20 protein-coding genes are annotated in these 18,390 nt (G+C 70.0%); 9 read left to right on the top strand and 11 right to left on the bottom strand.

The genetic code is table 11. From position 1 onward, the window contains the following. The first annotated feature begins 258 nt into the window (after positions 1–258). Positions 259–960 carry a cellulose biosynthesis protein BcsS gene (bcsS, locus tag ASG52_RS04205; protein WP_286158931.1) on the top strand — a complete coding sequence of 234 codons (702 nt, stop codon included), beginning with the start codon at positions 259–261 and terminating at the stop codon, positions 958–960. Here bcsS and ASG52_RS04200 read toward each other — a convergent pair. Both ASG52_RS04200 and ASG52_RS04195 read right to left on the bottom strand, forming a co-directional pair. Continuing rightward, positions 927–2,480: a cryptochrome/photolyase family protein gene (locus tag ASG52_RS04200; RefSeq protein WP_056239387.1), complete on the bottom strand. Its 1,554-nt coding sequence runs from the start codon at positions 2,478–2,480 to the stop codon at positions 927–929. The genes bcsS and ASG52_RS04200 overlap by 34 nt on opposite strands. An 11-nt stretch (positions 2,481–2,491) precedes the next feature. Further along, positions 2,492–3,226 (bottom strand): SDR family NAD(P)-dependent oxidoreductase, encoded by a 735-nt coding sequence (locus ASG52_RS04195; RefSeq protein ID WP_056239384.1) that lies wholly within the window; start codon positions 3,224–3,226, stop codon positions 2,492–2,494. 135 nt (positions 3,227–3,361) lie between these two features. On the opposite strand from ASG52_RS04195, the gene ASG52_RS04190 reads away from it, so the two are divergent. Both ASG52_RS04190 and ASG52_RS25915 read left to right on the top strand, forming a co-directional pair. Further along, the gene (locus ASG52_RS04190; protein WP_056239383.1) at positions 3,362–4,228 is read left to right on the top strand and encodes a formyltransferase family protein; all 867 of its coding nucleotides are present in this window, start codon (positions 3,362–3,364) and stop codon (positions 4,226–4,228) included. Between the two features lie 16 nt (positions 4,229–4,244). Continuing rightward, a complete protein-coding gene (locus ASG52_RS25915; RefSeq protein WP_200945564.1) occupies positions 4,245–4,412 on the top strand; it encodes a DUF2256 domain-containing protein in 168 nt (55 codons plus the stop codon). A 39-nt stretch (positions 4,413–4,451) separates the two neighbouring features. Here ASG52_RS25915 and infA read toward each other — a convergent pair whose 3' ends face one another. Both infA and ASG52_RS04180 read right to left on the bottom strand, forming a co-directional pair. Next, the gene (infA, locus tag ASG52_RS04185) at positions 4,452–4,733 is read right to left on the bottom strand and encodes a translation initiation factor IF-1 (RefSeq protein ID WP_056239380.1); all 282 of its coding nucleotides are present in this window, start codon (positions 4,731–4,733) and stop codon (positions 4,452–4,454) included. Between the two features lie 320 nt (positions 4,734–5,053). Then, positions 5,054–6,163: a branched-chain amino acid ABC transporter substrate-binding protein gene (locus tag ASG52_RS04180; protein ID WP_056239543.1), complete on the bottom strand. Its 1,110-nt coding sequence runs from the start codon at positions 6,161–6,163 to the stop codon at positions 5,054–5,056. Positions 6,164–6,352: 189 nt separating this feature from the next. On the opposite strand from ASG52_RS04180, the gene ASG52_RS04175 reads away from it, so the two are divergent. From ASG52_RS04175 to ASG52_RS04160, 4 genes are read left to right on the top strand one after another with little or no spacing between them, the layout of a single operon-like run. Then, positions 6,353–6,676, top strand: a complete 324-nt coding sequence (locus ASG52_RS04175; protein WP_056239377.1) for an XdhC family protein — start codon at positions 6,353–6,355, stop codon at positions 6,674–6,676. Positions 6,677–6,684: 8 nt separating this feature from the next. Beyond that, positions 6,685–7,389 carry an XdhC family protein gene (locus ASG52_RS04170; protein ID WP_056239374.1) on the top strand — a complete coding sequence of 235 codons (705 nt, stop codon included), beginning with the start codon at positions 6,685–6,687 and terminating at the stop codon, positions 7,387–7,389. A gap of 4 nt (positions 7,390–7,393) precedes the next feature. Further along, positions 7,394–8,401 carry a molybdopterin-binding protein gene (locus ASG52_RS04165; protein WP_056239372.1) on the top strand — a complete coding sequence of 336 codons (1,008 nt, stop codon included), beginning with the start codon at positions 7,394–7,396 and terminating at the stop codon, positions 8,399–8,401. After that, entirely contained in the window at positions 8,394–8,987 is a 594-nt protein-coding gene (locus ASG52_RS04160; RefSeq protein WP_056239370.1) for a nucleotidyltransferase family protein, read from the top strand. The genes ASG52_RS04165 and ASG52_RS04160 overlap by 8 nt, the downstream gene beginning before the upstream one ends. Positions 8,988–8,990: 3 nt before the next feature. Here ASG52_RS04160 and ASG52_RS04155 read toward each other — a convergent pair whose 3' ends face one another. The 6 genes from ASG52_RS04155 to recO form a co-directional block, all read right to left on the bottom strand. After that, positions 8,991–9,539 carry a TadE/TadG family type IV pilus assembly protein gene (locus ASG52_RS04155; RefSeq protein ID WP_056239367.1) on the bottom strand — a complete coding sequence of 183 codons (549 nt, stop codon included), beginning with the start codon at positions 9,537–9,539 and terminating at the stop codon, positions 8,991–8,993. Position 9,540: 1 nt separating this feature from the next. Next, on the bottom strand, positions 9,541–10,011 hold the full coding sequence (locus ASG52_RS04150; RefSeq protein WP_056239366.1) for a TadE/TadG family type IV pilus assembly protein: 471 nt from the start codon (positions 10,009–10,011) through the stop codon (positions 9,541–9,543). 3 nt (positions 10,012–10,014) lie between these two features. Then, positions 10,015–11,109: a TadE/TadG family type IV pilus assembly protein gene (locus ASG52_RS04145; RefSeq protein WP_056239363.1), complete on the bottom strand. Its 1,095-nt coding sequence runs from the start codon at positions 11,107–11,109 to the stop codon at positions 10,015–10,017. A 140-nt stretch (positions 11,110–11,249) separates the two neighbouring features. Next, on the bottom strand, positions 11,250–12,281 hold the full coding sequence (locus tag ASG52_RS04140; RefSeq protein WP_156383771.1) for a glycoside hydrolase family 19 protein: 1,032 nt from the start codon (positions 12,279–12,281) through the stop codon (positions 11,250–11,252). A gap of 396 nt (positions 12,282–12,677) precedes the next feature. Next, positions 12,678–14,924 (bottom strand): DNA topoisomerase IV subunit A, encoded by a 2,247-nt coding sequence (parC, locus tag ASG52_RS04135; RefSeq protein WP_056239358.1) that lies wholly within the window; start codon positions 14,922–14,924, stop codon positions 12,678–12,680. A gap of 151 nt (positions 14,925–15,075) precedes the next feature. Then, positions 15,076–15,816: a DNA repair protein RecO gene (gene recO, locus ASG52_RS04130; RefSeq protein ID WP_056239355.1), complete on the bottom strand. Its 741-nt coding sequence runs from the start codon at positions 15,814–15,816 to the stop codon at positions 15,076–15,078. Positions 15,817–16,056: 240 nt separating this feature from the next. On the opposite strand from recO, the gene ASG52_RS04125 reads away from it, so the two are divergent. Continuing rightward, positions 16,057–16,443: a hypothetical protein gene (locus ASG52_RS04125; RefSeq protein ID WP_056239352.1), complete on the top strand. Its 387-nt coding sequence runs from the start codon at positions 16,057–16,059 to the stop codon at positions 16,441–16,443. 195 nt (positions 16,444–16,638) lie between these two features. Then, positions 16,639–17,343, top strand: coding sequence for a gamma-glutamylcyclotransferase (locus ASG52_RS04120; protein WP_056239540.1), 705 nt, complete (start codon positions 16,639–16,641; stop codon positions 17,341–17,343). Positions 17,344–17,347: 4 nt separating this feature from the next. On the opposite strand, the gene ASG52_RS04115 is transcribed toward ASG52_RS04120, so the two are convergent. Beyond that, a complete protein-coding gene (locus ASG52_RS04115; RefSeq protein WP_056239349.1) occupies positions 17,348–18,133 on the bottom strand; it encodes a lytic murein transglycosylase in 786 nt (261 codons plus the stop codon). Positions 18,134–18,390 lie beyond the last annotated feature (257 nt).

Genomic DNA, 18,390 nt, shown 5'->3' with positions numbered 1-18,390 from the left:
CGTGCGGCGAATCACTCCAGCGACGACCTCCTCTTTAATCGAAACCTTCAGGTTGGGCGATCGCCTTATTTATTAACCTAGAGATGAGCCGAGCAGGAAATTTGCTTAATGTTTCATAAACTTCTGGTCACAGCCTGAGATTGCGACAGACATTCGCCCCCTCGGCACGAATGCACGCGACGACCGATGCGGAGGGGCATCCACACGAACGAGAACGACGGCACGCCGCCGCGGGCGCGGCGCGTGGCTTGGGCACACGTGCGTCGGTGGACGGCCGCCCTCGCCCTCACCGCGAGCGGGAGCCCGGCCGCGGCGGAGGATGCGGGCCTGCGCACCGTGCTGTTCAGCAGCCTGGAGGCCGGCGCCTCGACCTTCTCGACCAGCGGCGCCAAGGTCGCCTTCGACCGGTTCGACCGCGACGGACCGGTCGTGCTGGTGAGCGGCGGCGGCGGGATGCGCCTGGAGGGCGGCGGCCGCCTGCCGGTGCTGGTGCGGACCACTCTGCTCGGCGCGGCGCTCGGCGGCTACCAGTTCGTGCGGCCCTGGGGCGTGGTGACGGTGCTGGCGGGGCCCGAACTCTCCGCCGAGATGCTGACGGGCGCGGGCGGCGCGGTGATGCTGCCGCTACGCAGAGGGTTGCGCCTGCATGGCGAGGTCTGGGCTCGGCCCACCGAATCCACGCTGGCGACCGCCACCGTGATCCTCGGCTCGGCGAGGAACGATGCTTGGGCCCGCCTGTCCTGGGGTTTTTCGATGTTCGGCGCCTATCTCGGCCCGGAGGCGGCGGCCTACCTCGACCGCACCGGCTACCGCAAATGGAGTTTGGGGCTCCACGCGACCGACTACGCCTTCGGCGGCTACCGCTTCCGCCTCTCGGCGGGCTGCCAGTTCGAGGGGCAGGCCAACGGACGCGCCCGCCCCGGCCCCTATCTCGGGCTGGCGATCTGGAATTCGCTCTGATCCGCAGCCAAAGAATCGAGAAAGCGGCCCGCATCCGCCGCGATCTCGGCCCGGCGCTTCGGTCCGAACCGCTCCAGGGTACGGTAGGGCATGCTCATGCGCGGATTGCCCGACAGGCGCTTCGCGTTCTCGATCAGAAAATTCCAGTAGAGATAGTTGAACGGACACGCCTTCGGCCCGGCCTTCAGCTTCACGTCGTAGGCGCATCCCCGGCAGTAATCCGACATCCGGTCGATATAGGCGCCCGACGCCGCGTAGGGCTTGGAGCCCATCACACCGCCATCGGCCCACAGCACCATGCCGTGGACGTTGGGCAGTTCGACCCACTCGTAGGCGTCGGCGTAGACGAGGAGATACCATTCCTCGACCTGAGCCGGCTCGATCCCGGCGATCAGGGCGAAGTTGCCGAGCACCATCAGGCGCTGGATGTGGTGGGCGTAGGCGTGGTCGCGGGTCTGGCCGATGCAGGCCCTCAGACAATTCAGCTCCGTCTCGCCCGACCAGTAGAACCACGGCAGGTCGCGCTTCGCCGACAGCGCGTTGGTGCGGGCGTAGTCGGGCATGCGCGCCCAGTAGAGGCCGCGCACGTATTCGCGCCAACCGAGGATCTGGCGGATGAAGCCCTCGGCGCAGTTCAGCGGTACCCCGCCCTCGCGATAGGCCCGCTCGGCGGCGCGGCAGACCTCCTCCGCGTCGAGGAGGCCGGCGTTCAGCATCGGCGAGATCAGCGAATGGTAGAGGAACGGCTCACCGTCGCGCATGGCGTCCTGATAGTCGCCGAAGCACGGCAGCCCTTCCTTCAGGAAGCCGGCCAGCACCTTGAGCGCGTCGGCGCGGGTGACGGGCCAGGAAAAACCATCGAGCCGGCCGAAATGCGCGCCGAACTCGGCCTCGACCAGCGCGATCACCTCTTGCGTGATCGTGTCCGGCGGGAAGGCGAGGCGCTCCGGCGGCTCCAACGATTTCGGCAGGGCCTTGCGGTTCTCGGCGTCGTAGTTCCAGCGCCCGCCCTCGGGCTCGGCCCCCTTCATCAGGAGGCCGGTGCGCTGGCGCATGTCGCGGTAGAACGTCTCCATCCGCAGGCTCTTGCGGCCCTCGGCCCAGGCCTCGAACCGGGCGCGGGAGCAGAGGAAGCGGTTGTCCTCGCGGATCTCCAGCGGCAGGCTTTCCCGCCAGTCCTGCATCATCTCCCAAACGCGCCACTCGCCGGGCTCGGTGACGACGATGCGCTCCGGCGCGTGCCGCTCGAACGCCCGCTCCAGTTCACCCGTGAACGAGCCGGTGTTCTCGGGATCGTCGAGGCGGACGTAATCGACCGTGATGCCCTCCGCCTCCAGATCGCGGGCGAAGTGGCGCATCGCCGAGAACAGGAAGGCGATTTTCTGCTTGTGATGGCGGACATAGGTCGCCTCGGCCCGTACCTCGACCATCAGGACGATGTCGGCTTCGGGGTCGAAATCGGAGAGCGTCGCGATGCGGCGGTGAAGCTGGTCGCCGAGGATCAGGCGAAGGGTTCTCACCGCAGCGATCCTCAGCCCTTGGTGCGCAGGCGCGAGCGCCCACCATCGACGCCGATGACTTGGCCTGTGACGTAGCCGGCCTGCGGGCCGACCAGGAAGGCCGCGAGTTCGGCGACATCCTCCGGCTCGCCGAGGCGCTGGAGCGCGTGCATGCCGGCGATCCCGGAGGCCAGTGCCTCGTTGCGGGTAATGGACTCGGCCAGCGGCGTGCGGGTGAGCGAGGGCGCGACCACATTGACCCGGATCGCGGGCGCGAGTTCGGCGGCGAGCGACAGGGCCAACCCCTCGACGGCGCCCTTCGCCATGGCGACGGACGCGTGGTTGGCAAACCCCTGCGCGACCGCGACCGTCGAGAACAGCACGACGCCCGAAGTCCCTTCCCCGGCCCCGGCCTTGAGCGCTTTTACCGAGGACTGCACCGCCAGGAAGGCGCCGAGCGCGTTGATGCGGAAATCGGCCTCGATCCGCTCGGGATTCAGTTTGGCCAGCGGCGCGAGTTGGATCGTGCCCACCGCGTAGACGAGGCCGCCGAGGCGATCCCCCGCCGCCTCGGCGACGCGGGCGAACAGGCCCGGATCGGTCACGTCGCCCGCGGTGAAGCCGGTCTCGCCGAGTTCGGAGGCCATCTGCTCCAGGCGCCCGGCATCGCGGCCGACAAGGTGGAGCGGCACGCCGCGCGCCCGCAACAGCCGGGCCGTGGCGCCGCCGATGCCGCCCGCCCCTCCATAGATCACGACGCGATCCATCTTGAGCCCACCTTTCCGGCTTCACCTCTGTCCCGGATCGGCTAGCTAAGGTCCGGCGGCCCGCCGTGGAGCTGGACGGGGCGGTTCGTCCCCGGCACGTAAGGTCGCAGGCGAACGAAACAGGCAGGGTCCGAGATGAAATTCGCGTTCGCCGGCATCGACTTCCTCGGCTCCGTCTTCGACGGTCTGGTCGAGGCGGGCTGGACGCCGGTCAAGCTGTTCACGCGGCCCTGCGACGCGGTCTACGACCACAACGACGTCGTGGTGGCCCACGCCCGGCGCCACCGCATCCCGATCCAGCTCTCGCGCATGCTGCCGGACGACATCGAGGGGCTGGCCAAGGAGCACGGGCGCGACGTGGCGCTGGTGGTGGCGGGCTACCCTTGGCTGGTGCGCGGCTGGCACGGGCGGGTGCGCTACGCGCTCAACATCCATCCCTCGCCGTTGCCGACGGGGCGGGGGCCCTACCCGCTGTTCCGGGCGGTGACGGACCGCTACGAAAGCTGGGGCGTCACCGCCCACGTGCTGGCCGAGCGGGGCTTCGACACCGGCGACATCCTCGCCCAGGAGCTGTTTCCGACCGACCCGCGCGAGAGCCACGAGACCCTGCTGATCAAGTGCCAGATGGCGGCCCGCCGCCTCGCCGTGGGACCGATCGGCCGCGAACTCGCCGAGCGCTGGCGCCGGCCCGAGCCGCAGGGCGACGGCTCCTACTGGCCGCGGGTGAGCGACGCCGACCGCACCCTCGATTTCCGCCAGGACGTGGACGAGGTGCTGCGCCGCATCCGCGCCTTCGGGCGGATCGAGACCATCGCGAAGCTCGGCGACAACCGCGTCTTCGTGGCCGAGGCCGAGGGCTGGCGCGAAGCCCACCGCCACACGCCCGGGACGGTGACGCATCGCCACCGCCGCCAGGTCGTGATCGCCGCCCGCGACGGCTACGTGCTGCTCACCCGCTGGAGCCCGGTGCCGCTCGCGGAAGTGCCGCATCTCGGGCGCTGACGGCGAAGGATCACCGATGCCCCCCATGCGCCGGAAGGGCGATCTCCCGCAGAAGATCTGCGCGCAGTGCGGAAAGCCGTTCGCGTGGCGCAAGAAGTGGGAGCGGGACTGGGACGAGGTTCGCTACTGCTCCGACCGCTGCCGGGCAGAGGCGAAGCGCAAGCCCGCTTCGTCCGACCGTTAAGGCCGGCCGCTCTTCGTCAGGCGGGCGAGGGTCGTCGCGTCAGCGGCGACGGAACTGCTGGCCGCCGCGCTGGGGCGGGCGGGGGCCGGTCGGGCCACGCTCGTCCTTGTGGCGGAACACCAGACGGCCCTTTTCCAGGTCGTAGGGGGACATCTCGACGGTGACGCGGTCTCCGGCCAGGGTCTTGATGCGGTTCTTCTTCATCTTGCCGGCCGTGTAGGCCACGATCTCGTGGCCCTGGTCGAGCTGCACCCGGTAGCGCGCGTCCGGCAGGATTTCGACGACCAAGCCGTCGAACTGCATCAGTTCTTCTTTTGCCATACACTCGTCTCCGGCCGAGCCGCCTGCACGGGGCGCACCGGCCAATTTGAAAAATCTGTCGTGCAGAACGCGCAGGTCCACGGGTCCGATCCGCCGAGCGTCGGGCTCGGGGTGCGCGAGGCGCGGGCCGGGCGTCAGGTGCCGCTCGCGAAATTCCCGATGAGCCGAGCCATCGCCCCGGCACAAGCCAGGGCGGCGGGCGTTTCGCGAAAGGCACCAGCCCCGCGACTTAAGCGTCGAAGGGAGTTTGCGCAAGAATATGCGGCGCCGCACGCGGGTTTATCGTCAAGGGAAAGCTCGTCGCCGGCCGATTTCGCGGGCTACGGCACCGCCTCGGTGCCGGCGTAGTCGATCCGGCCGTCGGCAAGCTTGCGCCACGTCGCCACCGCGAAGGGCGGCCGGGCGAGGTCGCCGCGGGCATCGAACGCGATCTCGCCGATGAGCGTGCGCAGCTGCGCCCCGCCGTGGAGATGGGCCGCGACCCTGGCCGGATCGGTCGAGTGCGCGCCTTCCGCCCCCTGGCGGATGACCTCGATCGCGGCGTAGGCGGGCCCGGCGAACATCTCGGCTTCCGGCGCGCGCGGCGCGCGGGCGGCGCCCCGGACCTCGGGCAGCCGCGGGGGCGAGGGCACGAGCGTCATCACCGTCCCCTCCGCGGCGGGACCGGCCCCTTGCAAAAAATCTTTATCGAGGAGGCCGTCGCTGCCGATCAGCATCGTGCTCAGGCCGGCCTCGCGCATCGCCTTGACCAGCAGGGCGGCGGGCGCCTGGAGGCCGCCGAAATACACCGCCTCGATCCCGAGCGCCCTGAGCTTGGCCACCAACCCCGCCACCTCTCGGTCGTCGCGGGAGACGCCCTCGAACAGCCGCTCGCGACCGCCCCCGGCCTTCAGCGCGCGGGCGGCCTCGTCGGCGAGCGCGCGGCCGAAGCTGGTCTTGTCGTGGACGATTGCCACCGGCCGGTCGCGGAACCGCTGGGCCAGCAGCGTGCCGCCGAGCGCCCCCTGCTGCGCGTCGCTGCCGGCCAGCCGAAACAGCAGGTTCGCGCCGCGACGCGTGAGCGGCGCCCAGGTCGCGCCGGGCACGACCGAGACGATGCCGGCCTCCTCGTAGACCGAACTCGCCGCAGCCGCGGCCCCCGAATTGATGGGACCGACGACGAAGCGCACGCCGCTTGCCGCGAGCTTGCGGGCCGCGGCCACCGCCTGCTTCGGGTCGCCCGCATCGTCCTGCACCACAAGCTGGAGTTTTTGGCCAAGCACGCCGCCCGCGCGGTTGATCTCGGCCACCGCCTGCTCAGCCCCGAGCCGGGCGCCCTGGCCGAAGCCGGCATCCGCGCCCGAGAGCGGCAGGGCCAGCCCGATCCGCAGGGGCTCGGCCGCCTGCGCGGCGCCGCTGAGGAGCCACAGGGCGAGGGCCAAGCGCGCGATCCGTCCCGTCACAGCGATCGACCTTTCCCGAACGACGAGCCCTCCTTGATAAGGGCCGCCGCTTCCCGCGCAAGCGGCCTCTCGCGCCGCATTGCGGAACGGCACCGTGCGCCTACCTGTCGGGAAAGGGACGCTCGGACTCAAAGTCGACGTTGGGCCAGCGGACCGCGCGATCCGAGACTTGAAAAAATGCTCTCCACCGAGGACGACATCCTGCGCGCCGCCGAAGCGTGGCGGCGCGAGGGCCGCGCGGTCGCGCTCGCCACCGTGATCGAGACCTGGGGCTCGGCCCCGCGCCCGGTCGGCAGCCATCTGCTGATCGATGAGGCGGGCGGCTTCCTCGGCTCGGTCTCCGGCGGCTGCGTCGAGGGCGAGGTCATTACCGAGGCGCTCGACGTGATCGGCGACGGGCGGCCCCGCACCCTCGAATTCGGCGTGGCCGACGAGACCGCATGGCGGGCCGGGCTCTCCTGCGGCGGGCGCATCCGCGTCTTCGTCGAACGGGTGGATTGAGGGATACGATGCGCCTCGACACCCTGACCGCCCTCAACGCCGAGCGCGCCGCCCGCCGCCCGGCGCTCGTCGTCACCGATCCGGCCGACGGCCGCCAACGCCTCGTGCGGGAGCCTGAGATCGACGCCGATCCCCTGGCCGAGGTGCTGCGCAAACGGCTCGCCAGCGGCGCCAGCGGCCTCGTGGAGGATCGGCAAGGCCACCCGCTCTTCGTCGCCGTCCACGCCCCGCCGGTGCGGCTCGTCGCGGTCGGCGCGGTGCACATCACCCAGGCGCTGGCCCCGATGGCGCGACAGCTCGGCCTCGACCTCACCGTGATCGATCCGCGCACCGCCTTCGCCAGCCCTGAGCGCTTCCCCGGCGTCACGGTGATCGCCGAGTGGCCCGACACGGCTCTTCGAACGGTTGCGCTCGACGCCTACACCGCGCTCCTGGCGCTGACCCACGATCCCAAGATCGACGATCCGGCACTGAGCGCGGCGCTCAAGGCGGACTGCGCCTATGTCGGCGCGCTGGGTTCGCGCAAGACGCATGCGCGCCGCGTCGAGCGGCTGAAGGAAGCCGGCTTCGCGGACGAGCAGATTGCCCGCATCCACGCGCCGATCGGGCTCGATATCGGCGCCGTCTCCCCCGCCGAGATCGCGCTCGCCATCCTGGCCCAGGTCGTCGCGACCCTGCGGCGCGAGCGGATCGCCGCGCGGGCGGGGGCCTGATCCGATGCGGTTCGGACCGGTCGCGACGCGCGACAGCGCAGGCTTGATCGCGGCCCACACCGTGCGGGCGGAGGGCGCGACCTTGCGCAAGGGCCGGCCGATCCCGGCGGAGGAGGCGTTGCGGCTCGCCGAGTCCGGCCACGGCGAGATCGTGGCGGTGCGGCTCGATCCGGGCGATGTCGGCGAGGACGAGGCCGCCGCGACGTTGGCGCTGCATCTGGCCGGCGAGGGGCTGGCGCCGGAGCGGGCGTTCACCGGCCGCTGCAACCTCGTGGCGGGGGCCGCGGGCGTGCTGCTGGTCGAGCCCGCGGGGATCGATGCGGTCAACCTCGTGGACGAGGCGATCACGGTCGCGACCCTGCCGGCCTTCCGCCCGGTGGCGGCGGGCGAGATGGTCGCGACGATCAAGATCATCCCCTACGCGGTCGCCGGCCCCGCCCTGGAACGGGCGGTGGCCGTCGCACCCCGCCCGCCGCTGCGGCTCGCCCCCTACCGGCTGAGGCGGGTCGGCGTGGTCTCGACGCTGCTGCCCGGCCTGAAACCCGCGACGATCGCTAAAACGTTGCGGGCGCTGGGAGATCGGCTCGCGCCGACCGGCGCCGGGATCGTCACTGAGACCCGCGTGCCGCATGCCGCGGACGCGGTGGCCGAGGCCCTAGGCCGGATCGGGGCGGAAGGATGCGAGCTGGCCGTGGTGTTCGGCGCCTCGGCTATCGCCGACCGGCGCGACGTGATCCCGGCCGGGCTGGAGGCGGCGGGCGGCCGGGTCGAGCAGTTCGGCATGCCGGTCGATCCGGGCAACCTGCTGCTGTTGGGGCAACTCGGCACCATGCCGGTGATCGGCGCGCCGGGCTGCGCCCGCTCGCCCAAGGAGAACGGCTTCGATTTCGTCCTGCACCGGCTGCTCGCCGGCATTGCCGTGACGCGGGCCGACATCGTGCGGATGGGCGTCGGCGGGCTACTCAGCGAGATCCCCCAGCGCGGCCAGCCGCGGGCGGGCGAGGATGCCTGAGACCAAAATCGCGGCGGTGATCCTGGCCGCCGGGCTCGGGACCCGGTTCGGGGCGCAGCCGAAGATGCTGGCGAACTTCGCCGGCAAAGCGATGGTGCGCCATGCCGCGGAAGCCGCGCTGGCGTCCGAGGCGCGGCCGGTCGTGGTGGTGCTGGGCGCCCATGCCGGGCCGGTCGCGGCGGCGCTCGACGGGCTCGACCTGACGCTGGTCGAGAACCCCGACCATGCCGCCGGGCTCTCGACCTCGCTGCGGGCCGGGCTCGCCGCTTTGCCACCGGGAACGGGGGCCGCCCTGGTGCTGCTCGGCGACATGCCGCGGATCGGGTCGGCCCATCTCGACGGGCTGATCGCGGCCTACCGGGCGGCCGATCCTGCCCCGAGCGCCGTGGTTCCGGTTCGAGATCACCGCCGCGGCAACCCGATTCTGCTCGATTTGAACGTGCTGAAAGACGCTCTGAAAGCCCTTTCCGGCGACCGCGGCGCCGGTCCGCTGCTGAGCCGCCGGACCGACGTGCTGGAGGTGCCGGGCGACGCTGCAACCGGCTTCGACGTGGACCGGCCGGACGGGCTCGGGCCCCAGACCTGAGCGTCAGCAAACCTGGGCGTTGCTGGCCTGGACCGCGATGGTGAAGCCGCGCAGCGTCTTCGAGCCCGAGCCGACATAGAGCTTGGTCAGCACCGGCAGGAACGCCAGGTAGTTCATCGACATGACGACGACGATGGCGACGTCCTTGTCATCGAGCACGGCGAGCGCGCGGGTCTTGATGTCGGCGTCGAGATAGGTGCCGGTCCCGGCGCAGACCCGGATCGCGCCCGACACCTTGTTGATCTGCATGATCGACAGTTCCATCGTCGGGAACCGGATCAGCGTATTCGCCTTGCGGGCGGTGTAGTCCTTGATCGTATCCGTGGTGCAACTGACGTAGCCCGGCGTCGAGGACGGCGGGCACGAGGTGATCGCGGCGGCGATCTGCGTGGTCGAGCGCTCGATCTCGCGGTGGTAGCCGGCGATGTTGGCCAGATCGACGCCCGCGGCGGAGAACATCAGCAGCACGATGCTGAGGACGGCGAACTCGACCAGCACGCTGCCGTCCCGGTCGGCCAACCAATCCCGCGGGGTGCGAAGGCGCGCGCGCATGTCAGGGCCTGCGGAACACGACGGAAGCCTGGGCCGAGACCTTGGGCAGGGCCGGGAAGACCCGCAAAATCGGAACGGAGGCGCGCAGCACCAGCACGTTCATCGGCAGGCCGGAAGAGAAGACGGTGCCTTGAATGGCCTGCGCCGCGGTGGGGACGGCGGACAAAGGCGCCATCTCGACCAGGAGACTGGATTCGCAGGTCTTCGTCGTCATGAACGGCAGCTTGGCGCAGACGTCGCTTTTGTAGCCCGACTGGTTGCCCGCCAGCACCGAGACCTGCGGCGTGGCCGCGGTGTCGAACAGGGTGTTGCTCAACATCAGTACCGTATACTGGTGGATCGCCACTTGGCACGCCATCAGGATCAGCGCGACGAGCGGCCAGGCCAGGATCGCGAACTCGACGCTGGTCGCCCCGCTCCGGTCGCGCCCGAGGCGCCGGGCGGCAGCGCTGAAGGGAGCGGGGCGCCGCATGGCTCAGGCCGCCGGGCAGTAGTTGCGGCAGATGCGGATGTTGTCGATCAACCCGCCATAGGTATCCTCGCGGCCCGCGGCCCGCCAGGAAAAGCGATACTCGTCCCCGGTCGTGACCTTCACGTTGATGACGCGCTCGGTCCACTCGTTGGACATCACGCAGACATCGACGAGGTTAGCGAAATTGTAGTTGTAGTTGCCCTTCTTCTCGAAGAAAACCTCGATGCGGTTGGTCTGGCCGTCCTTGGTGTAGTACGAGACGTCGCCGTCCTTGGCGCCGCAGACGACGCGGCTGCCGACCGAGCCGTCCTGCTGGCGGGCGATGTACCAGTAGCGGATCTGGTAGGTGCCGGGCGTCAGGGTGGCGGTCCGCGCCATGGTCGAGTTCGACTTGCAGCTGCGGTTGCCGGTGTTGGCCGACGTGTTGCAGTCGCTGTCCAGCTCGGCGAAGTAGGAGCCGAACAGCACCTTGCTGACGGCGATGCTGCGCTGGCTGTCGATCTCGACGCCCGCGCCCTGCGTGGTCCAGCCGTTCCAGGCGTTGCTGTTGCGGTATCCGCCGACGACGCCCCAGCCGGTGCCGGTATCGGCCGAGATGGAGTGGCCGCCCTCGAACGATTCGCGGAAGACGACGGAGGGGCTGACCGTGTTGTTGTACCCCTCTGCGGTCGTGATGGTGCTGCAATCCTTCGCGACCGAGAAGCTCATCGTCTCCTTGCGCAGGACCTTGGCGAGGACCAGCGGCATCGTCGCGCTCGCCTCGACATGGACGTGCAGATCGTCGGGGTTCATGTTCTTGCCCCGAACCGCCGCCGACATGTTCTTCGCTTCGAAGTTCCGCGTCGCGATGGCCTCGACTTCGTTACTGCGCGACTTGAACACGGGCTTGCCGTCGACGAGGGTCGGCGTGTCCTTGGTCTTGCTGGCGTTGACGTAGAGCGCGCCCTGCTTGCACGACAGCTCGACGGCGCTCGCCAATTGCTGCCGGAAGCTCACCGCGCGCGAGGCTTCGATCGCCCCGCCGAGGCCGATCAGCAGAGCCGGAATGATCAGACTCACGACGACGATGACCGCCCCGCCTTCGTCTCTCCGGAACATGCGCCCCTGCCTTTCTGCTGGGGCGACAGCTTTAAATGTTAGATGCTAACGCAACTTAAAAGGCATTGCGGAGGACCGGTTAACATTTGCGTGTGAGTTCCGGGGCTCGCACCTCAGCGGGCGCCAGGCCGGGCCTGCCCCTACCCCCGAAGCCGCTCCAGCATCGCGTTCGAATAGGCGGTGCGCTGGGCAAGCCCGAGCATCCGGGGGCCGTTCACCAGCCGCGTCACCATGCGGATGTCCCAGGCGTCGGCGGGCGGCAGGCCGTGGCGCGCGGCGAGATACCAGCAGCCCGACATCGCGGCGCCCTCGGCCGTCTCGCAGAGATCGGAGGCCTGCTCCGGGGTCTGGCCGATGCTCCTGGCGAAATCGGCGTACTCGTCCTTGCCGGTGAGCTGGATCAGCCCCCGCCCGCGATAGCGGTAGCCGTCGCCGGAAGCCTCGTCGCCGTTGCCGAGGCGGTTGGCGTAGACCCGGTTGGCGAGCTTGCGCGGATCGCGCAGGAACTGCGCCGCCTCCGCCTCGCTGGCGAAGTGCGGTCCGAACGCCCGCATCACCGCCTCGACATGGGTGTAGTACAGGTCTTCCACGACCTCACTGAGCGCGTCGCCCGCCTCGACCAGAAACTGGCCGACGGCCGCCGCTTGCCTCCGGTCGGTGCCGAAATCGAACCTGGCGAAGGCGTCCTCGAGCGGGCGGCCCCACTTGCCGATATCGACTCGCGGGGCGACCGCATGGAGGGCTGCGGTGAAGCGGTCGGCCGCGGCGGGCGCGAGCGAGGGGACGGGCGGCGGCGGGGCCACGGGCGCGATTTCGGCCGGCGCCGGGCTCGGAGCCGGCGGCGGTGCCTGCGGCGCGGGGGCGCCCTTGGGCAACACCAGCGACATCGAGTTCTCGACGAAATCCGCGCCGACATAGCCGGAGGCCGCGATCGCCAGGAGTTTCTGCAGCGTCAGGCCGGTGGTGAACTGGTCGAGGCCCGTGACGAGGCCGGCCAGGATGCCGGCGATGGCGCCGATCATGAAGCTCAGCGCCAGATAGGCGGCGTCGAACGGCGATTGCGAATTGCCGCGGCTGCCGTCCAGCGAGCCGGCGTTCTTGAGGCCGACGATGGCGCGCACGCCCTGGCCCATCATCCCCATGATGCCGCACACCGCGAGCGCGACGAGCACTTGGCCTCCCGTCAGGGAAAACGGTTGATCCGGCATTGCATTCGCCCCCGCTTCGCGACGAGAAGCCTTACAACCTCACGGCAGGAATGCAATTTTTATTGCGTATGATTCCGGTGAGTTTTAAATCTCGAGTTGATCCGGCCCTGGCCGGAGCTTTCACGAGGGGCGGCGCGGGCTTCTCAAGGTGCGTCGGGGTTTTTCGACTTGGCTTCGAAGTTCGATCCGGCTCGATACTGTGCTTCATCCAACCCTAAACCCTCATCCTGAGGTGCTGCGAAGCAGCCTCGAAGGAGGGCTCCAGTGTATCGCGCGATCCCTGGAGCCCTCCTTCGAGGCTACGCTTTGCTCCGCCGCTCAGGATGAGGGGGTTGAAGGATGGGAGGGAAGCGGAGCCTCCTACTTCCCGAACCGCTCGAACTTCGGGAAACTCCGGCTCATCAGCTGGCCGGCTTCGGCGCGGTGGCCGATCCATTTTTCCAGCATGGCGGCGTTGGCGATTTTGGCTTGGCCCGAGCCGTCGCGCCAAGGCAGGCCCTCGCCGAGCGTGAACACGCAGGCGTCGGCGAGCTGGCTCATGCGGCAGCGTTGCAGCCGCATGCCCTTGCCGCGGGCGAGTTCGGTGAGTTCCGAGGCCGGGAAGACCAGCATCAGCTTGTCCGAGGAACAGACCGCGACGTGGTCGCCCTCGGCCGGCACGAGGAGGACGGCCTTGGCGCCCTCGTCGAGGCCGAGGATCGCCTTGCCCTTGCGGGTGTTGGCCACCAGCGCGTCGGAGGGGGCGATGAAGCCGCGCCCATCGGAGCCCGCGATCAGCAGCTTGCCGTCCGGCCGGTAGGGGAGCGCGGCGACGATCTCGGTGCCGTCGTCGAGATCGACCATCAGCCGCACCGGATCGCCGAAGCCGCGCCCGCCGGGCAGCTTCGCGGCTTCGATGGTGAAGACCTTGCCGTTCGAGGCGAGCAGCAGGAGCTTTTGCGTCGTCTCGCTCGGGAACGAGACTTTGAGCGTGTCGTCGCCCTTGAAGGCGACGCCCGACAGGTCGGCGACGTGGCCCTTGAGCGCGCGAATCCAGCCCTTCTCGGAGAGAAGCACCGTGATCGGCTCGCGCTCGACCATGGCCGAGGTGAAGTCGATGCCGGCGGTGTCCGGCGGGTTCTCCAGCGTGGTGCGGCGCTTGCCGAGCTTGGTGTCCGGCCCGAAGGTCTTCTTCACCGCGCGGATCTGCTTGGTGATCTCGGTCCACTGCAGCTTCTCGGAACCGAGCAGGGCCTCGATGCCGGCCTTCTCGGCGGTCAGCGCGTCGAACTCGCGCTTCAGCTCCATCTCTTCGAGCTTGCGCAGGGAGCGGAGACGCGTGTCGAGGATGGCGTTGGCCTGGATTTCGGTGAGCTCGAACCGGGCCATCAGCGCGGCCTTCGGCTCGTCCTCCTCGCGGATGATGCGGATCACCTCGTCGAGATCGAGATAGACGATGAGCAGGCCGCCGAGGATTTCGAGGCGCCGCTCGATCTGGCCGAGGCGGTAGGTCGAGCGCCGCTGCAGCACGACCCGGCGGTGATCGACCCATTCCCGCAGGCATTCGGCGAGCCCGATGACGCGGGGGACGAGGCCGCCCACCAGCACGTTGAGGTTGAGCGGGATCCGTGCCTCCAGCTCCGAGAGCCGGAACAGCGATTCCATCAGCATCACCGGATCGACCGAGCGCGAGCGCGGCTCCAGCACGACGCGCACGTCCTCGGCCGATTCGTCGCGCACGTCGGCGAGCAGCGGCAGCTTCTTCTCTTGGAGGAGATCGGCGAGCTTCTCGATGAGCCGGGCCTTCGGCACGCCGTAGGGAATCTCGGTGACGACGATGTTCCACGTGCCGCGGCCGAGATCCTCCTTGGCCCAGCGGGCGCGGACGCGAAAACCGCCGCGGCCGGTGCGGTAGGCCTCGCGGATGGTCTCCGGCGTATCGATCAGGATGCCGCCGGTGGGAAAGTCCGGCCCCTGCACGAAGGTGCAGAGCTGCTCGGAGGACGCCTCGCGGTTCTGGATCAGGTAGAGCGCCGCGTCGCAGAGTTCGGCGGCGTTGTGCGGCGGGATCGAGGTCGCCATGCCGACGGCGATGCCCTGCGAGCCGTTGGCCAAGAGGTTCGGAAAGGCCGCCGGCAGGACGACCGGCTCGTCCTTCTCGCCGTTGTAGGAGGGGCGGAAATCGACCGTCTCCTCGTCGATCCCGTCGAGCAGCAAGCGGGCGACCTCGGTGAGGCGCGCCTCGGTGTAGCGGTAGGCGGCGGGGCCGTCGCCGTCGATGTTGCCGAAGTTGCCCTGGCCGTCGACCAGCGGATAGCGCTGGGCGAAATCCTGGCTGAGGCGCACCAGCGCGTCGTAGATCGCCTGATCGCCGTGGGGGTGGAAGTCGCCCATCACGTCGCCGACGATCTTGGCGCACTTCTTGAACGCGGCGGTCGGGTTCAGCCGCAGCAGGTTCATGCCGTGCAGGATGCGCCGATGCACCGGCTTGAGGCCGTCGCGGGCGTCCGGCAGGGCGCGCTGCATGATCGTGGAGAGCGCGTAGGCGTAGTAGCGCTCCTCCAGCGCCGTCTTCAGCTCGACGCTCTCGATGCCGTCGCCCGGCGGCGGCAGGACGGGCTGGCCCATCGTTCACTCCAAGACAAACTGGAACGGACGACGATCCTTCGTCGTCCGCCCCCGCGACGGCGGGGCGGCGATTTTTTGCCGGGCGCAGCGCGGGCGGCCTCGGCCGTCCCCGCTGCACGAAAGAATCAGAAAGAACATAACACGAACGTCGTCACCCCTGGCCAGTGCCGTGTGCGACGAATCGTGCCCGCTCCTCCGGCGGCGCCAGCGCGCGGGGGCGCCAGACGTGCTGATCGAGGAAATACCCCGTCAAGGTAAACCCCTCCCGAACATCCTGGGCGTCGGGCGTGCGCCAGCCGCTGCCCGGCTGCGCGCGGTCGCGCAGGAACGGCGGCAGCGCCAGCAGGCGGTCGCGGTAGGGCTCGCCCGCCGAGGCGCTGACCGCGCGCCCGCTTTTGGGCGACACGTAGACCAGGGCGTCGTTGGCCCCCGTCGCCGCGCAATGGGCGAGATCGAGCCCGAAGCCGAGGCCGGCCAGCACCGCGAGTTCGAACCGCACCATCAGGGCCGGCGCGATCTCGGGTTCGTCGAGGTGTTCGATCAGGACGCGGGCCGCCTCGTAGAGGTCGGGATGGGGATCGCGCTCGGGCAGCAGCCGCAGCAGCGCGCAGAGATGGCCGAGCCCATAGAGCGCCAGCCCCGAGCCCATCAGCCGCGAGACCTCCGAGCGCAGCGGCTCGACCGTGTAGGCGCCGAGCGCCCCGTCGAGCCGGGCCCGCCACGTCGCCCGCACCCAGTTTCCCGGCTGGAGCACCGGCTGCATCCGCCGCGAGCGCCCGCCATGGACGAGCCCGAGATGGCGCCCGCGCTCCGGCGTCATCAGTTCGAGCACGACCGACGTCTCGCCGTGCCTGCGCAGGCCCAGCACGAGGCCCTCGTCGATCCATTGCATGGGGGGAAGATAGGGGTTTTTCGGGTTTGGGGGATGGAATGTGTGCACCGTCGTTCCGGGGCGCCGCAGGCGAACCCGGAATCCACAACTGGCCGCGGCGCATCACGCAGCCGCGCATATCGGGTGGATTCCGGGTTCTGCTACGCGGCCCCGGGATGACGGCGGATCGATTGCGCCGCCGGAGCCGTTTCACGCAGGGCTCGAAACGGCTACGCTTCTCGTGGGGCGGGAGATTCGGCGATGCGGAGCGGCGGCGGGGTGTGGGGCGCGGCGGGACTTGCCGTCTGGCTCGGCGCCTGCACCGCAACCGCACCGCCGCCCCGCGCCGCCCCCGGTACGCTCCGCGAGCGCATCGCCGCCCTGGCGCTCGGGCAGGTCGAGTTCGGCTCGGTCTCGCTGCTGCCCGTGCGGCTGGAGCACAGCCGGCTGGCCGGCCCGTTCGAGGATGGCGGGCGGCGGCTCTACTGCGTCAGGACGCGGATGTTCGGACGCACCTTCGGCAAGCCGGAGCGGCCCAAGCTCGTGGTGCGCGACGAGGGCGGCGCGCTCAGCGTGCTGCGCGACGAGGAGGATGTCTGCGAGGGGCACCGCAGCGAGCCGTTCCCGGAGTTGGATACGGCGGCGTAGGCGCCCAACGCCGCTCCCCCCTTCCCCCTCATCCTGAGGTGCTGGAGCGAAGCGGAAGCCTCGAAGGAGGGCTCCAGGGATCGCGCGGCGAGCTGGAGCCCTCCTTCGAGGCCGCTGACGCGGCACCTCAGGATGAGGGGGTAGCGTGGGAGCGAGGGTTGCGCTCACGCTCGGGGAGTGTTCCGCTGGAAGGCGATGCCTCCCCGTCCCCCCTCTCCTACCCTCTCCCTCGACCTCATCGCCCGCGCCCACCCCCAAAAGATCGCGGACGATCCGAGCGCCCTCGCGCTCCTCACCGACGCGGACATGGCGCCCGATCTCGCCGCGATGCTGGCCCGCCGCCTGTCACCCGAGGGGGGGCTGTGGGTGTTCGCCTACGGCTCGCTGCTGTGGAATCCGGAATTCGCGTTCTCGGAAAAACGCGTCGGCACGGTGCGGGGCTGGCACCGGCGGTTCTGCCTGTTGCAGCATCGCTTCCGCGGCACGCCGGAGCGGCCGGGGCTCGTGCTGGCGCTGGAGCGCGGCGGGCTGTGCCGGGGCGTCGCGTTCCGGCTCGACGAGGCCGACCCGCACGCGACGCTGATGCCGGTCTGGCGCCGCGAGATGAAGGGCAAGGGCTACGAGGCCCGCTGGCTCAGCGTCGCGACGGAGGAAGGCCCGCTGCCCGCGCTGACCTTCGTGGCGAACCGTTCGAGCGAGCGCTACACCGGCCGCCTGTCGGACGAGGCGCTCGCGGACAAGATCGCGGCGGCCTGCGGCCATCTCGGCCCGAGCGCCGAGTATCTGTTTCGCACGGTGGAGGCCTGCGCCGATCTCGGCATCCGCGACCGGCACCTGTGGACCCTGCAAACGCTCGTCGCCGAGCGGCTGGAACGGCGGGCCGCGGACGGCCCGCCGTAAGGGCTCACTGGCCGTCGATGCGCGCGCCGAGGATCGCGATGGCGCGCTGGTAGACGCCCGCCGCGTTCCAGCCCTGGATGGCGGCGAAGTTGGGGTCGCCGGGCTGGTAGCCCGCGCCGCGCTGCCAGCCGTGGCCCTTCAGGAAGTTCGCCGTCGAGTTCAGGGCGACGGGGGCGCTGTCGAGGCTGCCGCCGACGCCGTAGGTCAGGACGTTCTTCGGCAGGAACTGGGTGTGGCCGACCTCACCGTGGGCGGCGCCGCGGGTGGCAGAGTTGATGATGCCGCTGTCGACGAGCTTGAGCGCGGCGTAGAGCTGGTCGGTGAAGAACTCCGAGCGGCGGCAATCGTAGGCGAGCGTGGCCACCGCGGACAGCGTGTTGACGTTGCCCTTCACGGCGCCGAAGCCGGTCTCCATGCCCCAGATCGCGACCAGCGGGCCCGGCGGCACGCCGTAGCGCTGCTCGATCGAGGCGAAGAGCGCCGCGTTCTGCGCCTTGAGGGCGCGCCCGCGCGAGACGATGGTGTTGCCGCCGCGCTTGGCCAGGAACTGGTCGAGCGAGAGCTTGAAGCTCTTCTGGCCGCGGTCGGCCGAGATCGTCGCCGTGGAGTACGAGGTGCCGGCCAGCGCCTGCAGGCTCGCCGCGCTCGCCCGGCCGCGCGCTTCGGCGGCGAACTGGTCCTTCCAGGCCTCGAACCCGGCGGCGGTGTTGCCGCATTGCGCGGCCTGCGCCCCGCCGGCCAGGGCCGTCAGCCCGGCCGCCACGAGCATCCTGAACCCGCGTCTGGTCATCACCGTCAATCCTCCAGGCGGCGCCCTCTCGGCGCCGCGGCCACTTCGAACAACTCGGCCGCTTCATCGCTTCTAGCCGAAGTCGAAGCCATCATCCGATGTTTTGCCGAGAACCGGGCACCGGAGGACCACTGAGCTGTGGCGCCCGTAAGGCCGAACACGCTCGAAGCGTGGCCATGGTAAAAAAGTCCGAAGCTTTGAAAGGACAAGTCCTTTCGCGGGTCCAGGGCGGAGCCCGGGTTCGCAACGTCGAGATG

Origin of the sequence: Methylobacterium sp. Leaf456 (genome assembly GCF_001425465.1) — a bacterium.
Taxonomy (GTDB): domain Bacteria; phylum Pseudomonadota; class Alphaproteobacteria; order Rhizobiales; family Beijerinckiaceae; genus Methylobacterium.
Note: the sequence above shows the minus strand (reverse complement) of the source record. Positions and strands in the feature narration are given on the sequence as shown.

Coding starts and splice junctions, on each gene's coding strand:
- ASG52_RS04160 (WP_056239370.1), top strand. CDS start 8,394: ATGCCTGAGACCAAAATCGCGGCGGTGATCCTGGCCGCCGGGCTCGGG.
- ASG52_RS04120 (WP_056239540.1), top strand. CDS start 16,639: ATGCCTCCCCGTCCCCCCTCTCCTACCCTCTCCCTCGACCTCATCGCC.
- parC (WP_056239358.1), bottom strand. CDS start 14,924: ATGGGCCAGCCCGTCCTGCCGCCGCCGGGCGACGGCATCGAGAGCGTC.
- ASG52_RS04145 (WP_056239363.1), bottom strand. CDS start 11,109: ATGTTCCGGAGAGACGAAGGCGGGGCGGTCATCGTCGTCGTGAGTCTG.
- ASG52_RS04175 (WP_056239377.1), top strand. CDS start 6,353: ATGCTCTCCACCGAGGACGACATCCTGCGCGCCGCCGAAGCGTGGCGG.
- ASG52_RS04170 (WP_056239374.1), top strand. CDS start 6,685: ATGCGCCTCGACACCCTGACCGCCCTCAACGCCGAGCGCGCCGCCCGC.
- infA (WP_056239380.1), bottom strand. CDS start 4,733: ATGGCAAAAGAAGAACTGATGCAGTTCGACGGCTTGGTCGTCGAAATC.
- recO (WP_056239355.1), bottom strand. CDS start 15,816: ATGCAATGGATCGACGAGGGCCTCGTGCTGGGCCTGCGCAGGCACGGC.
- ASG52_RS04190 (WP_056239383.1), top strand. CDS start 3,362: ATGAAATTCGCGTTCGCCGGCATCGACTTCCTCGGCTCCGTCTTCGAC.
- ASG52_RS04115 (WP_056239349.1), bottom strand. CDS start 18,133: ATGACCAGACGCGGGTTCAGGATGCTCGTGGCGGCCGGGCTGACGGCC.
- ASG52_RS04125 (WP_056239352.1), top strand. CDS start 16,057: ATGCGGAGCGGCGGCGGGGTGTGGGGCGCGGCGGGACTTGCCGTCTGG.
- ASG52_RS04150 (WP_056239366.1), bottom strand. CDS start 10,011: ATGCGGCGCCCCGCTCCCTTCAGCGCTGCCGCCCGGCGCCTCGGGCGC.
- ASG52_RS04155 (WP_056239367.1), bottom strand. CDS start 9,539: ATGCGCGCGCGCCTTCGCACCCCGCGGGATTGGTTGGCCGACCGGGAC.
- ASG52_RS04165 (WP_056239372.1), top strand. CDS start 7,394: ATGCGGTTCGGACCGGTCGCGACGCGCGACAGCGCAGGCTTGATCGCG.
- ASG52_RS04195 (WP_056239384.1), bottom strand. CDS start 3,226: ATGGATCGCGTCGTGATCTATGGAGGGGCGGGCGGCATCGGCGGCGCC.
- ASG52_RS25915 (WP_200945564.1), top strand. CDS start 4,245: ATGCCCCCCATGCGCCGGAAGGGCGATCTCCCGCAGAAGATCTGCGCG.